The sequence below is a fragment of the Streptomyces lusitanus genome, assembly GCF_042647945.1.
GTDB classification, from domain to species: Bacteria; Actinomycetota; Actinomycetes; order Streptomycetales; family Streptomycetaceae; genus Streptomyces; species Streptomyces pseudogriseolus.
Map to the genome: position 1 here is coordinate 71,371 of NZ_JBHRWL010000015.1, position 13,077 is coordinate 84,447.

12 protein-coding genes are annotated in these 13,077 nt (G+C 73.4%); 6 read left to right on the plus strand and 6 right to left on the minus strand.

Annotated elements, in window-relative coordinates; translation table 11 throughout:
* Window positions 1-78: 78 nt before the first annotated feature.
* The gene (locus ACFOSY_RS21095) at window positions 79-1,467 is read right to left on the minus strand and encodes a phospholipase (protein WP_394309183.1); all 1,389 of its coding nucleotides are present in this window, start codon (window positions 1,465-1,467) and stop codon (window positions 79-81) included.
* Window positions 1,468-1,563: 96 nt separating this feature from the next.
* Window positions 1,564-2,469, minus strand: coding sequence for a glycoside hydrolase family 19 protein (locus tag ACFOSY_RS21100; RefSeq protein WP_394309186.1), 906 nt, complete (start codon window positions 2,467-2,469; stop codon window positions 1,564-1,566).
* A 311-nt stretch (window positions 2,470-2,780) separates the two neighbouring features.
* On the opposite strand from ACFOSY_RS21100, the gene ACFOSY_RS21105 reads away from it, so the two are divergent.
* Window positions 2,781-3,377: a dihydrofolate reductase family protein gene (locus tag ACFOSY_RS21105; protein ID WP_394309187.1), complete on the plus strand. Its 597-nt coding sequence runs from the start codon at window positions 2,781-2,783 to the stop codon at window positions 3,375-3,377.
* 123 nt (window positions 3,378-3,500) lie between these two features.
* Complete coding sequence (locus ACFOSY_RS21110) at window positions 3,501-3,944, plus strand: SPW repeat protein (RefSeq protein ID WP_394309189.1); 444 nt, start codon at window positions 3,501-3,503, stop codon at window positions 3,942-3,944.
* Window positions 3,945-4,043: 99 nt separating this feature from the next.
* On the opposite strand, the gene ACFOSY_RS21115 is transcribed toward ACFOSY_RS21110, so the two are convergent.
* Window positions 4,044-4,850 (minus strand): GNAT family N-acetyltransferase, encoded by an 807-nt coding sequence (locus ACFOSY_RS21115; protein WP_394309191.1) that lies wholly within the window; start codon window positions 4,848-4,850, stop codon window positions 4,044-4,046.
* 97 nt (window positions 4,851-4,947) lie between these two features.
* Here ACFOSY_RS21115 and ACFOSY_RS21120 point away from each other — a divergent pair, with 97 nt between their 5' ends.
* Window positions 4,948-5,433 carry a nucleoside deaminase gene (locus tag ACFOSY_RS21120; RefSeq protein ID WP_394309193.1) on the plus strand — a complete coding sequence of 162 codons (486 nt, stop codon included), beginning with the start codon at window positions 4,948-4,950 and terminating at the stop codon, window positions 5,431-5,433.
* A 102-nt stretch (window positions 5,434-5,535) separates the two neighbouring features.
* On the opposite strand, the gene ACFOSY_RS21125 is transcribed toward ACFOSY_RS21120, so the two are convergent.
* The gene (locus ACFOSY_RS21125; RefSeq protein ID WP_394309195.1) at window positions 5,536-6,198 is read right to left on the minus strand and encodes a chaplin; all 663 of its coding nucleotides are present in this window, start codon (window positions 6,196-6,198) and stop codon (window positions 5,536-5,538) included.
* Between the two features lie 309 nt (window positions 6,199-6,507).
* On the opposite strand from ACFOSY_RS21125, the gene ACFOSY_RS21130 reads away from it, so the two are divergent.
* A complete protein-coding gene (locus tag ACFOSY_RS21130) occupies window positions 6,508-8,160 on the plus strand; it encodes an alpha/beta hydrolase (RefSeq protein WP_394309197.1) in 1,653 nt (550 codons plus the stop codon).
* Between the two features lie 33 nt (window positions 8,161-8,193).
* Here the strand turns inward: ACFOSY_RS21130 and ACFOSY_RS21135 are convergent, their stop codons facing one another.
* A complete protein-coding gene (locus ACFOSY_RS21135; protein ID WP_394309199.1) occupies window positions 8,194-8,595 on the minus strand; it encodes a hypothetical protein in 402 nt (133 codons plus the stop codon).
* A 111-nt stretch (window positions 8,596-8,706) separates the two neighbouring features.
* On the opposite strand from ACFOSY_RS21135, the gene ACFOSY_RS21140 reads away from it, so the two are divergent.
* Both ACFOSY_RS21140 and ACFOSY_RS21145 read left to right on the plus strand, forming a co-directional pair.
* Complete coding sequence (locus ACFOSY_RS21140) at window positions 8,707-9,801, plus strand: baeRF3 domain-containing protein (protein ID WP_394309201.1); 1,095 nt, start codon at window positions 8,707-8,709, stop codon at window positions 9,799-9,801.
* Window positions 9,802-10,112: 311 nt separating this feature from the next.
* On the plus strand, window positions 10,113-11,537 hold the full coding sequence (locus tag ACFOSY_RS21145; RefSeq protein WP_394309202.1) for a PP2C family protein-serine/threonine phosphatase: 1,425 nt from the start codon (window positions 10,113-10,115) through the stop codon (window positions 11,535-11,537).
* A 34-nt stretch (window positions 11,538-11,571) separates the two neighbouring features.
* Here ACFOSY_RS21145 and ACFOSY_RS21150 read toward each other — a convergent pair whose 3' ends face one another.
* The gene (locus tag ACFOSY_RS21150; RefSeq protein WP_394309204.1) at window positions 11,572-13,059 is read right to left on the minus strand and encodes a DNA-binding protein NsdB; all 1,488 of its coding nucleotides are present in this window, start codon (window positions 13,057-13,059) and stop codon (window positions 11,572-11,574) included.
* Window positions 13,060-13,077: the final 18 nt, after the last annotated feature.

Here is a 13,077-nt window from a genome sequence, read left to right on the forward strand (position 1 = left end):
ACTGCCGGGAACGCCAGTCCCGCCCCGGCGGCTGTTCCGGGGCGGGCGTGACCTGCTGACGGACAGGCGCAGGTGGTGCTACGGGTACGTGTAGGTGTTCAGCGCATCGACGGCGGCCGTGGGGCTGCCCAGTTCGTAGCGGTCGACGGCGAGGTACGTGGGCTTCTTGCGGGCGGCCGGCTGGCAGAACCGGCGGGCGCGGTCGGCGAGCTTGGCGTTGTCGGTGGCGGTGGTGGAGGCGACGGCGGCGTCCCGGAAGTGGTTCATGACGAAGAGGGGCCGGAAGCCGGGCTCGGTGCGGGTCAGCGGGATCGTGGTGTTCGCGTCGTACCAGCGGCTGTAGCAGGACCAGTCGGAGGAGCCGACGCCCGGTCCCATGGACCAGTAGTTCTCGACGGTCCACTCCCGCTGGTACATCACACCGAAGGTGTCCCGCGTCAGTCCGGCCGAGCGGTCCGCGTCCCGGCTGTGGTCGGTGAAGATCAGCAACCGGTGTCCTTCGGCGGCCAGTTCGCCCATCGTGGGCCAGCCGTTCTCCCGCACCCCGGTGCGGTCCGGGCGGTACAGCACGTCCGACAGCCCCTGCACGCGGTCCAGTTCGGCGCGCAGCACGCCCGGGTCGACGTAGTCCTCCAGGAAGACGGTGACGAACTCGTCGGGGTGGGCGCGCAGGAAGTCGACGATGCGCTGGAGGTCGACCCACAGGGCGACGGGTCTGCTCACCAGCGTGCAGCTGTTGTGGCAGAGGATGGCGCCGTCCGGCGTCTGGTGGATGTCCAGCATGAAGCCCCGTACGCCGTCGGCGAGTTGCTGCTGGATGCCCCGGCTCTGGTTGGGGAACAGGTCGACGAAGGGCGGGGCGAAGCCGCCGTCGACGCCGTTCGCGTAGGCGTTGTGGGCGGTGAGGAACGTGACCTGGTCCAGCGTGCGCTGCTCCCGCGGGGGCATCGGGCTGCCCGGCGCGTCGGCCGGGGTGAGGTACCAGGCGGCGAGGTCGCCGGCGCCGCTCGCGACGGACAGCGGGGCGGGGTGGACGGCGCCGGCGGGCTTGGGCGCCACGGCGAGGCGCCGGTCGGTGCCGGGAGCGGCGAGCGCGTACCGGTCGGCGCCGAGCGGGGTGATCTGCCAGCGGGCCTCGGCGGCCGCGCAGGAGACGGTGCGGGCCAGGTCGCCCGCCCGCCCGAGGCAGGCGCCGGGGCTGTCGGTGTTCTCCAGCAGATGTCCGTCGCCGTCGGGGCGCAGGGTCCACTGCTGGCGGTCCTCGTTGCCGCGCGGACGGTGCTGTTCGACCGTCCCGGAGGCGTCGGCCGCGTTGAGGCCGGTGACGGCGGACTGGACGTAGTACGTGCCGGACGGCGGCACGGCGCCGGCGCCCGCGGCGGGAGCGGCGGGCGCCGATGTCACGGTCGCCGCGGCGAGCGCGGCGGCCGTGACGGCGGTGGCGAGCAGGGCGTGGGGGGTGCGCATGCGGTTCCCTTCGTCCGTCGGGCGGGCCGTGCCCATGAGAGCCGCGGCCCGCCCGGAGTTAGGTCAGGTGCATGACACCAGGCCGAGCCGTTCGCGTCAGCAGTACAGGTTGCCGCCGGGGGTCGTCCCCAGAATCTGGGTGAACTGCTGGTACTTCGTCACCCGGCTCTGGACCTGCGCCGGGTTCCTGCCGTCGCACTCCAGGGAGCCGTTGATGCTGCGGATCGTCTGGCCGAAGCCGGCCCCGTTCACCATGGCGGCGTGCGGGGTCATGCTGCCCGGGCCGGACTGGGTGTTCCAGTACCACAGGGCGGTCTTCCAGGCCACGGCCGCGTCGTTCTGCACCAGCCAGGGGTTGTTGAGCAGGTCGATGCCCAACGCGTCGCCGGCGGCCTTGTAGTTGAAGTTCCAGCTCAGCTGGATGGGGCCGCGCCCGTAGTAGGCGGCCTGGCCGGCCGGGCAGCCGTACGGCTGGCTCCAGTCGCAGTAGTGCGGGTAGTTGGCCTGGTTCTGCTCCACCACGTGCACCAGACCGCCGGTCTCGTGACTGACGTTGGCGAGGAAGGCGGCGGCCTCCTGCTTCTTCACCGTGTCGCTGCCGGTGTTGGCGAAGCCGGGGTAGGCGCTGAGCGCGGCGGTGAGGCCGCTGTAGGTGTAGAAGGGGTTCCGGTTCGGGAACATCTGGTTGAACTGCGCCTCGGTCACGACGAAGTTCCCGACGGGCGTCCCGGGCCCGTTGTCACAGGCGTAGGGCTCCCAGTACCAGGTGCTGATGATCGGGTCGTAGCCCGGGTTGGCGTGCTCGGCGATGTAGGTCTTGCCGTCGGTGTAGCGGACGACGACACCCGCCTCGTACCACTGTCCGGCCACCCAGGCGGGGTAGCTGGAACACGCGGCCGCGGTGGCGGCCGAGGCGGTCGTGGCCGCGGCGGGAAGCAGCAGCGGGGCGCTGCCGGTGAGCACGAGGGCGGCGGTCACGGCGGCGATACGGCGTCTCGACAAGGGATCAACTCCTTCACGGAACACGGCCGCTCCCGCGACGAGGACATGCCGGGGCGAGGCCTCGCCCGCACGCGCCGGCGGGGCCGGTCACGGCGTGGGCGCGGCCGTGGTGGGGGGTGTGGAGCACACTCAAGCGCTTTGGTCTGTACCAGTCAAGGGTTTAGACCAGTCACGGTGGCGCATACGCGCCCACCCGGCGGGGGGAACCCCGCGGGATTCAGCGCCCCACCCTCACGGCGCCGGCGGAAATGCCATGATCACCGGCGGCCCGTGCCGCACCGCGGCACCCCGACCACGGAAGAGGACCCGGCATGCGCAAGCTCGTCCACTACGTCGCCACCACGCTCGACGGCTTCATCGCGGGCCCCGACGGCGCGGACCCCACCGGCCCGCACGGCTTCTGGCCCATACCCGAGGACTACGTCCAGCACCTCGCGGCCGAGTACCCGGAGACGCTGCCCGTCCAGGCCCGGCAGGCGCTGTCGATCACGGCGGAGGGCACGCACTTCGACACCGTGCTGGAGGGGCGGCGCAGCTACCAGATCGGCCTCGCGGCGGGGATCTCCGACGCCTTCCCTCATCTGCGGCATCTGGTGTTCTCCCGGACCCTGACCGAGAGCCCGGCCCCTGCCGTCGAACTGGTCGCCGACGACCCGGTGGCGACCGTGCGGGAGCTCAAGCGGCAGGAGGGCAAGGACATCTGGCTCCTCGGCGGCGCCGAGCTCGCGGGCTCCCTGTACGCCGAGATCGACACGCTGATCCTCAAGGTCGGCCCGCTGACCATCGGCGACGGGATCCCGCTGTTCTCCCGCAAGGCCGCCTTCGACCCGCGCACCTGGACGCTCACGGACCACACCGCCCTGAAGAGCGGCGCACTGTTCCTCACCTACACGCGCACCGCCGCGTAGGCGGTCCGGGAGGCCGGCGCCCGACTACACATAAAAGGGAAATAAGCGCACAATGGTACGTACGCGGCGCTTATCACACGCCGCACCCAGACGGGTCAGGCCTGCTAGTCAAAGGAGACGACCATGGCCAACGTCTCACACCAGCGTGGGGATCTCGCCGGCCATCCCGATGCACCGGAGATGCGGGCACGCTACGAGCGCGTCCTCGGCAGCCGTGACGTGGCTTTCGTGGACGGGCCGGTGTTCCTGCTCGGTCTCTACTGCGCGGTGTCACCCTGGATCCTTCACTACACGACGAGCCAGCCGCCGCTCGTGACGCACAACCTGATCATCGGCATCGCGATCGGTCTGCTCGCCCTCGGATTCACGGCGGCCCCCTCGCGCATGTACGGCCTCAGCGGAGCCATGTGCGCGCTGGGCATCTGGATGATCATCTCTCCATGGGTCGTCGGCACCGACCCTGACGCCGGCGTGATCTGGAACAACATCGTCATCGGCGCCCTCGCCGTGATTCTCGGCACCGCCTGCGCCGCCACGGCGGCCAGGGCGGCATCCAAATCGTCATAGGGGCACCGAGGACTCCCTCCGTCCTCCGGCCGGTCCGCGTCCCTCGCGGGCCGGTCCTTTCGTGGACGCACGCCGTCCCGCGGGCCCGCTCCCGCCCGCCTACCGCGCCCGGGCCGGCTCGTACACGTACGGAGTCGTCACCGTCAGTTCCGTGAAGCCCAGGCGTCGCAGGATCGGGCGGCTCCGGGAGGACGCGTCCACGTGGAGGTGGCGGTAGCCGCGGGCGGCGGCGATGCGGGCCCGGTGGGCGATCAGCGACCGGTAGACGCCGCGGCCCCGCCAATGCGGTACCGTGCCGCCGCCCCAGAGACCGGCGAAACTCGTGCCGGGGGTGAGTTCCATGCGGGCCGCGCTCACCGGGACGTCGCCGGCGAGCGCGACGACGGCGACCACCGTGTCCGGGGTGGCGGTCAGGGCGTCGAGAAGGAGGCGGCGAAGGCCGGACGCGTCGTCGCCGAAGGCGCGTTCGTGCACCTCGGCGACCTGGTCGACGCCGGCCTCGTCGGTGACCGGGACGAGGCGTACGCCGTCGGGGACGGTAGTGGTCAGGGCCGCCTCGTCGATCTCCGTCGCCATCAGCGTCTCGTCCGGCTCGGGCGTGAAGCCGGCCGCCACCAGACGCCTGCCCAGGTCCGCCGGGGCGTCATGGGCGTACAGCTTCCACTCGAAGGTCAGGCCCCGGGAGGTGTAGTGCGCGATCTGCCGGGCGATCGCCGTGTCCGCCTCGTCGGCCGAGGTGAAGCCGGACCAGACGACGCCGTTCCAGCCGTGCGCGGGGGCGGTCCGGCGCACCACCCGGCCCACGCGTTCGACGACGTCGTCGGGTCCCTCGGGGCGGGCGCCCCGGCGCATCTCGCGGTCGTAGAGGGCGAGCAGGGCGGCGGCCGGCGCGGTGGTGGGTGGCATACCGGGAGTGCATCACCCGGCGGTCGCGGAGGCAACGGATTAAGGTGGCCGCCGACCATGCCGCCGGAGAGACGGCCGGAGAGACGGGACGAGGGTCATGGCTGTGCGGGACGACGAACTGCCGTACCTGCGGCGCTGCGTGGAGCTCGCCGCCGAGGCGCTGGAGGCGGGCGACGAGCCGTTCGGCTCCGTGCTGGTGTCCGGGGACGGCACCGTGCTCGCCGAGGACCACAACCGGGTGGCCTCGGGCGACCGGACCCGGCACCCCGAGTTCGAGCTGGCGCGCTGGGCGGCGGCGCATCTGACGCCCGGGGAGCGGGCCACGGCCACCGTCTACACCTCGGGCGAGCACTGCCCGATGTGCGCCGCCGCCCACGCCTGGGTGGGCCTGGGACGCATCGTGTACGTCGCCTCGTCGGAGCAGCTGGCGTCCTGGCTGGCGGAGCTGGGTGTGCCCGCGCCGCCCGTGCGGACCCTGCCGGTGTCCGCGATCGCCCCGGGAGTCGCCGTGGACGGGCCGGTGCCCGAACTGACCGACGCGATCGCGGCGTTGCACCGGCGGTTCCACCGGGGGCGCGACTGACGCGGCCCGCCCCCGGGTCCGGCCGACGCGGCGGACCCGGGGGCGGGGGGTCAGGGGGACCCGTAGAGGGTGGCGGAGCGTTTCCGCCAGGCGCGGGGACGGTCAGACGCCCGTGCGGATCCGGGCGCGGCGGTACAGGGCCACCCCGCCCAGGAACAGCGCGGCGCCGGTGGCGAGCACCGGGGCCGTGTGGCCGACGCCGGTCTCGGCGAGCGCGACCCGCTCGGCGGGGGCCTCGTCGTGCGGCGCCGGGGCGGGCAGCGTGCGGGCCGGCACGGTCCGCTCGGGCGCGGGCTCGGGGCGCTCACCGGGGGTGTTGGCGGAGCTGTTGTCCGTCGCGGGGTTGCCGATGCCGACCACGTTCACGCTGTTCCCCGTCACGTTGACCGGGACGTGCACCGGCAGCTGCACGCCGTTGCCGGACAGCAGGCCCGGCGAGCCGTGCGCGTCGCCGTCGGCCGAGGCACCGGACGCGCCGGACGTCCCGGAGGTACCGGACGCGCCCTTCGAGGAGCCGGCGGGGCCGTGCGAGGCGTCCTCGTGCCGTACGTCCTCGTTGACGCAGGTGTTGCCCACGGCGGGGTTGAGGAGGCCCACCACGTTCACCGTGTTCCCGCACACGTTCACCGGGACGTGCACCGGGAGCTGAACGCTGTTCCCGGACACCGCTCCGGGCGATCCGGCCGCGACGCCCTCCGCCCCGGAATCGGCGTACGCCGGCATCGCCACGGCCATCGCGCCGGACGCGGCGGCGACGGCGATCACACCGTTTCGGGTAACCCTTCGCATAGGTTCCCTGCCCTTCCAGACTTGGTCAGACTTGGTCGCGAGCGTTCGCCCGCCACCGGATAGAACGCGGACGCGGCATCCGGGTTATGGCTCCCCCGTATGCCGCAGCCGGTTCACCCCATAGGGGGTCCCGAGGCTCGAACGCCGGGCAAAGTCCGTCGAACTCACGGTGCACGGACGCGCGGACGCGGATGCGTTGCCGGCGCCGTACGGCCGACGGGCGGGCGCGGCGGGGCCCGCTTATGGTGGGCGAGGGCGCCGGTCGGGGCGCCTTGGGAGGCTTCGATGCTGGGCGAGCTGTCCGAGCGACTCCGGGGCGGTCACCAGGCCGACGGGCTGCCGCCCTCCTTCCGGCGCGGCGCGGCGGCCGGGGCCGTCGGACTGGTCCTGCTGGCGACGGGCCTGGCGGCCACCGGGCGGGACGAGCCCGACCTGGGCCGGTTCTACGACCAGAGGATCGAGTGGGCCGCCTGCGAGGGCACCGAGCTGCCGAAGGACCTCCAGTGCGGGACGGTCACCGTGCCGCTCGACTACGCCGACCCCGGCAAAGGCACTCTGGAGCTGGCGCTCGCCCGCTACCGCGCGTCCTCCGACAACCCGCGCGGCTCGGTGGTGCTGAACTTCGGCGGTCCGGGCGGCTCCGGGGTGCAGGGCCTGGCCTTCGGCCGCAAGGACTTCCTCGGTCTGACCGACGACTACGACGTGGTGTCGTTCGACCCACGCGGCGTCGGCCGTTCCTCCCCCGTGAGCTGCGGGACGGATGCCACCAGCCGCGCGCTGGAGGCGACCGACGGCGAGGAGACGGGCGATCCGCGGGACACGCTGCGGCAGTTGCGCGAGGTGGCGGCCGAGTGCGAGAAGCGCTCCGGGCCGGTCCTCGCCCACATGGGCACCGTGGACGTGGCCCGCGACCTGGACGTGCTGCGCCAGGCGCTGGGCGACAAGAAGCTCAACTACCTCGGGTTCTCCTACGGGACCCGGCTCGGCGCGGTGTACGCGGCCCGGTTCCCCGAGAAGGTGGGCCGGATGGCGCTGGACGGCGTGGACACGCTGACCGAGCCGCTGGCCGAGCAGGGGCTGGCCAGTGCGCGGGGGCAGCAGACGGCGCTGGACAACTTCCTCACCTGGTGCACCGAGGAACTCGCCTGCCCGTTCGGGCAGGACGCGCGCGCCGCCCGCGAGCAGGTCGTGGACCTGGTCCGCTCCCTCGACGACACCCCGGTGCCGACCGACTTCGGCTACGAGTTCACCGGCCAGGACCTGGCGGGCGCCATCGCGCAGGGCCTCTACACCAAGGAGATGTGGCCGGTGCTGCAACGGGCGCTCGCCCAGCTGACGGAGGAGGGCGACACCAGCGGCGTGGAGGCCCTCGCGTCCGGCGGGATGGCCCCCGCACCCGCCCGGCCGCCCGTCCGGCAGCCCCTCCAGCCGCCCGCCGGGAAGCCGCGCGACGACGAGCCGCTCGCCGACGAAGAGGACGTGCCGCTGGACAATCTCCCGGCGGCGCTGATGGCGGTGAACTGCGCGGACGATCCCGACCGTCCGGACGAGGAGCGGCTCACCAGGGATCTGTCCCGCCTGCGCGCCGCGTACGAGGAGGCCTCGCCGGTGTTCGGGCCGTACCGGCTGGCGCAGGTGGTGCTGTGCCACGGCCGCCCGAAGGGGACCGACTACATCCGGGAGGAGGTCAAGGACCTCGACACCCCGAAGATGCTGCTGGTCGGCACCCGCGGCGACCCGGCCACCCCGTACCACTGGACGGAGCAGACGGCGAAGCGGCTGGGCCCTTCGGCCGTGGTGCTGGACAACCGCGGCGAGGGCCACACGGGCTACGGTTCGTCCGACTGCGTCCACCGCAAGATCGACGACTTCCTGCTGTACGGTTCCCTGCCGCCGAGCGGCAGTTCCTGCGGCGCGGAGGACGAGGACCGGATCTGACGCGGCCCCCCACCCACCAGCCGGAGGCCCCCGCTATCCGGAGGCCTCCTCCGGACCGCCCTCCTCGTCCACGTCTCCGCCGGGCCGCAGCTGCCCGGCGGCCTCCCCCGCGTCCGGCACGGACACCGCGAGCCGCGCGAACGGCGCCCAGGGCCGAAGGTCCAGGACCAGCACCGGGACGCCCGCCCGTACGGCGACGAAGTCGCGGCCCAGCACATGCTCCCGCTCCCCCACGCAGAACCGGCCCGGCCGGCAGCGCCCGACCACCGGCGTGCCGCGCATCGCGCGCCACCAGTCGGGCTCCACCCCGGTCGCGGCCACCCACGCCCGCGGCACCCGTACCGCGCGGCGGCGGGCGAGCAGCGCCTCCCACCACGCCAGCCGGACGACGACGGTCCACCCGTCCGCGTCCCGCTCCACGACCAAGCGCGCCATCGGCGGTCACCTCCCCCACCAGCGTGCACCCGCGGCCCGCCGGACCGTCGCGCGCCCGGCGGGCGCTTTGCCCCGAATGCCCTACCGCGGATTCCGCCCTATGGTGCTGTCATGGAGCACGATCTGAGTCCCTCCGCCCTCGCCGAACTCCGCCGGCCGCGCCCCTATCCGGCGGTGTCGGTGCTGACGCCGACCCACCGCCGTGACCCGCTGAGCACCGAGGACGCGGTGCGGCTGCGCACCATGGTGGCCGAGGCGAAGAAGAAGCTGGAGTCCGATCCCGCGGTCCCCCGGGAGCGCCGCGCCGACGTGGCCGCCCAGCTGGACCGGGCCCTGGCCGAGGTCGATCTCGCGCACGCCGAGGACGGTCTGGTCATCTTCGCCGCCCCGGGCGAGCACCAGGTGTGGTCGCTGGCGCGCAGCGTCCCGGAGCGCGTGGTGCTCTCGGACACCTTCCTGACCCGCAATCTGGTCTCCGCGCAGACGGCGGAGCGTCCGTTCTGGGTGCTGTCCGTCGCCGCCGACCGGGCCACGCTGTGGAGCGGCGGCCAGCACCGGGTGACGGAGGAGCGGGCCGGCGGCTTCCCGCTGGTCCGCGAGGAGCCCAACTTCGACCCCGAGCGGGAGATGCGGGTCGGCGACCAGCCCAGCAGCTACCGGGACGAGGACACCCGCCGGTTCCTGAAGGAGGCGGCCACGGCGCTGACGTCCCTGGTGCGCGCCCACCCCCGGCCGCTGTACGTCACCGGTGAGCCGGCGGCGCTGTCGCTGCTGTGCGAGTTCGGCGGCGCCTGCAAGGACGCCGTGCAGGTGCCGCACGGCGGACTGGCCCAGGGCACACCGGAGATGGTCTGGCAGGCGGTGCGGCCGGTGCTCGAGGAGCAGGACGGCAAGCGTGCCGAGGAGGTGGCGCGGGAGCTGGAATCCGCGCGCAGCCGCAAGGACTTCGCGGCCGGTGTCGACGAGCTGTGGCAGAGCGCCCGCGAGGGGCGGATCCGGCTGCTCGCCGTCGAGGAGAACTACCGGATCACGGTGCGCGACGACGGCGAGCATCTGGTGGTCGCCGAGGACGGCGACCTCGACGCCCGCGAGGACATCGTGGACGAGATCGTCGAGCAGTGCCTGGAGACGGGCGCCGACGTGCGGTTCGTGCCGGACGGCGCGCTCGGGGACGCGCAGGGCATGGCGGCGGTGCTGCGCTACTGACGGGCGGGGGCGGAACGCGGATCGACCACCGCGTACCGCCCTCGAACGGACACCCGCGTTTCGAACACGTGAGTGAGCTGAACGGAGTCGTCTGACGCGCCGTCAGTTCACTTGCGTACCATGGAAGTTGGGGCGTCCGGCGGGTACCGGGTGATTACCTCGCGGTAACTCCGTGAAGACGGTGGCATATGCCAGCGGCACCACCTTATCGTGTGTTGCCAAATCCCTTACAGGGCGTGGCGGGCTGTGCAACAGTCGTAACGGTCCCTCCGCCCGCCCGAAGGCCGTACCGTCCCGCATCGGAGTGCGTCATGCCGTCCCCTCTCTCCGCGGACCGCCCCGCCGCCCGGCCGCCGGGAGGCGTCCCGGTCGACGCGCTCATCTCGCAGACCCGGCGGCTCAAGGGCGAGGTGGACGCGGTGCGCCGTGACACCCCGGCCGACGCGGGGGACCCCCGGGAGCGCTGGCGTCGCGCGCTGTACGACCTGGCGATGCACCAGCTCGACGACCTGGACGAGCACCTGGCGCAGCTGCGGGACGACCCGCCGCCCGCGCCCGGCGCGTCCGCCGAGGAGTTACCCGCGCCGCCGGCCCCGCCCCGCGCCTCCCTGCTCAGCAGGGTCGGCAGCGCGGAGTGGGACCTCCTCACGGACGAGGTGAGCTGGTCCGGCGAGCTGTACCGGATCCTCGGCCGCGACCCGGCCGCTCCCCCGCTCACCCTCGACGAACTGCCCTCCCTCGTGCTCGACGAGGACCGGCCGCGACTGACCGAGATGGTCACCGGCTGCCTGGTCGACGGCCGTCCCATCGACGGGGAGTTCCGCGTGATGCACGCGGACGACGACATACGCACCGTGCACATGATGGGCGAACCGGTGCTCGGCGCCGACGGCAGCACCGTCTCCATGTGGGCGGTCCTGCGCGACATCAGCGAACTGCGCCGCTGCCGAAGGGCGGTGAGCGAGACCCGTGACTCGCTGCACCGGCACCGGCACGCCGCCGCGCGGAGCGAGCACCGGCTCGCGGTCGAGCTGCAGGAGGCCGTGCTTCCGGCGTGGCACGGCTCCCTGCGGTTCCCGCGGCGCGGCCCGCGCGCCCTGGACGTGGCCGCCGCCCAACTGCCGCCCTCCGCGCAGGCGTCGGTCGGTGGCGACTGGTACGACGCCCTCGAACTGTCCGACGACGCCACCTTGCTCGGCGTCGGCGAGCTGACCGGACGCGGCGTGGCCGCCGCCTCCGGCGTGGCCATGCTGCTCGGCGCCGTACGGGGCATGGCCCTGTCCGGCGCCGCGCCCGGCCCCCTGCTCGACTGCCTCGACCGGCTGCTCGGCACCACCGCGCAGCCGGCCCTGGCCGGCGCCGTCTGCCTGCGCTACCGGCACGACACCCGCACCGCGGTGTGGGCGCGGGCCGGGCACCCCGCCCCGCTGCTCTACCGCGGCCGGACGGGGCGGGCGCTCGAGGCGCCGCACGGGGCACTGCTGGGCGCCGCCCCGGGATCCGGACACGGGCAGGCCGAGGAGACCCTCGAGGTCGGCGACCTGCTCCTGCTGCACACCGACGGCCTGGTGCCCGGGCACACCGGGACGGCCGCCGTCCACCGGCTCCTCGCCCTGGCGCCCCGGTTCGCCGGGGGCCGTTCCGCCCAGGACTGCGTCCAGGAGGTCGTGCGGGAGTTCGGTGCCGGGGAGCGTGCGGAGCACGCCTGCGTGCTGGTGGCGCGGATCGCCTCCTGACGGGGGCGTACGCGTGACGAACCGGGCGTGACTCTCAGGCCTTCGCGGTGCCGCCCTTGCGTGGCTTGGGCAGCGCCAGTTCGATCTCCTCCCGCAGCTCCTGGATCCTCGGGTACGAGGCGTACTCGGCGGTCAGCCGGTACATCTGGCGCAGCCGGTCCCAGGTGCGGCGCGAGGAGTTCTGGCCCATCGACACCAGGGCGAGCCGCGCGAAGCGGTCGGCCTGCTCGGGGTCGTCGGCGATGAAGCACGCGGACGCCATCGACAGGAAGTCGAAGATCTTCGACCGCTGCTGGGCGTCCACCCGCAGGGCCAGCGCCTTGTCCGCGTAGTGCTGGGCGTGGACGGCCGCGCCCGGCTCGAACTCCGCGAGCGTGCGGTACGCCAGGGCCTGCATGCCGTACAGGTCCGCCTCGTTGAACAGCTGCATCCAGTTCGGCGGCGGCACGTCCCCCCTGTCGGAGACGAACAGGTCCTCGGCCCGCCCCAGGGTGCGGCGCATCGCCTGGCCCTTGCCCATGGACGCCTGCGCCCAGGCCTCGATGGTGTGGAACATGGCGCGGGTGCGCGGCAGCACCTGGTCGCCCGAGCCGGACTGGGCGAGCTTCATCAGGTCCAGCGCCTCGTCGGGCCGGCCCAGGTGCACCATCTGGCGGGCGGCGCGGGACAGCGCCTCGCCGGCGCGCGGGCGGTCGCCGCCCTCCCGTGCCGCGTGGGCGGCGATGACGAAGTACTTCTGCGCCGTCGGCTCCATGCCGACGTCGTGCGACATCCAGCCGGCGAGGACGGCGAGGTTGGCGGCGACGCCCCACAGGCGCCGCTGGAGATGGGGCGGGTGATGGTAGGCGAGCATGCCGCCCACCTCGTTGAGCTGCCCCACGACCGCCTTGCGCTGGAGTCCGCCGCCGCGGGCGGCGTCCCAGGCGCGGAACACCTCCACGGAGCGCTCCAGTTCCTCGATCTCCTGCGACCCGATGGGGGCGGCCTCGTAGCGGTCGAACCCGGCGGGTTCGGCGTTCAGGGGATCGTGCAGACGGGGGGCGTCTGCGGTCAGGGCCGGATCGGTGTGCAGCCAGTCGTGCATGGCGCTGCTGAGTGCGGAGCCCGCGGTGAGGGCGGCGCCCGCACCCACCAGGCCGCGTCGGTTGAGCATGAGGTCCATTCCCGTGAATTCGGTGAGGACCTCGGCCGTCCGCTCGGGCGCCCACGGCATTCCGTCGGGATGTTCCGCACTCCCGGCGCGTGGCCGTTTCCCCGTACGCCCGTGCCGGACCAGACCGAGATCCTCGATGGTCACGACACGGCCGAGACGCTCGGTGAACAGAGCCGCCAGCACCCGCGGCACCGGATCGCGCGGGATCTCTCCCATGTCGATCCACCGCCGCACCCGGGAGGTGTCGGTCGCCAGCTGCGGATGGCCCATGGCCGCCGCCTGCCGGTTGACCAGCCTCGCGAGTTCGCCCTTGGACCAGCCGGCCAGGCCGAACAGGTCCGCGAGCCGGGTGTTGGGTTGTCCGCTCACGTCAAGCCCCCAGGTTCT

What these genes read in the sequence shown, in the direction of transcription:
- ACFOSY_RS21095 (WP_394309183.1), bottom strand. Translation starts at nt 1,467, where the DNA reads ATGCGCACCCCCCACGCCCTGCTCGCCACCGCCGTCACGGCCGCCGCG.
- ACFOSY_RS21105 (WP_394309187.1), top strand. Translation starts at nt 2,781, where the DNA reads ATGCGCAAGCTCGTCCACTACGTCGCCACCACGCTCGACGGCTTCATC.
- ACFOSY_RS21110 (WP_394309189.1), top strand. Translation starts at nt 3,501, where the DNA reads ATGGCCAACGTCTCACACCAGCGTGGGGATCTCGCCGGCCATCCCGAT.
- ACFOSY_RS21115 (WP_394309191.1), bottom strand. Translation starts at nt 4,850, where the DNA reads ATGCCACCCACCACCGCGCCGGCCGCCGCCCTGCTCGCCCTCTACGAC.
- ACFOSY_RS21120 (WP_394309193.1), top strand. Translation starts at nt 4,948, where the DNA reads ATGGCTGTGCGGGACGACGAACTGCCGTACCTGCGGCGCTGCGTGGAG.
- ACFOSY_RS21130 (WP_394309197.1), top strand. Translation starts at nt 6,508, where the DNA reads ATGCTGGGCGAGCTGTCCGAGCGACTCCGGGGCGGTCACCAGGCCGAC.
- ACFOSY_RS21135 (WP_394309199.1), bottom strand. Translation starts at nt 8,595, where the DNA reads ATGGCGCGCTTGGTCGTGGAGCGGGACGCGGACGGGTGGACCGTCGTC.
- ACFOSY_RS21140 (WP_394309201.1), top strand. Translation starts at nt 8,707, where the DNA reads ATGGAGCACGATCTGAGTCCCTCCGCCCTCGCCGAACTCCGCCGGCCG.
- ACFOSY_RS21145 (WP_394309202.1), top strand. Translation starts at nt 10,113, where the DNA reads ATGCCGTCCCCTCTCTCCGCGGACCGCCCCGCCGCCCGGCCGCCGGGA.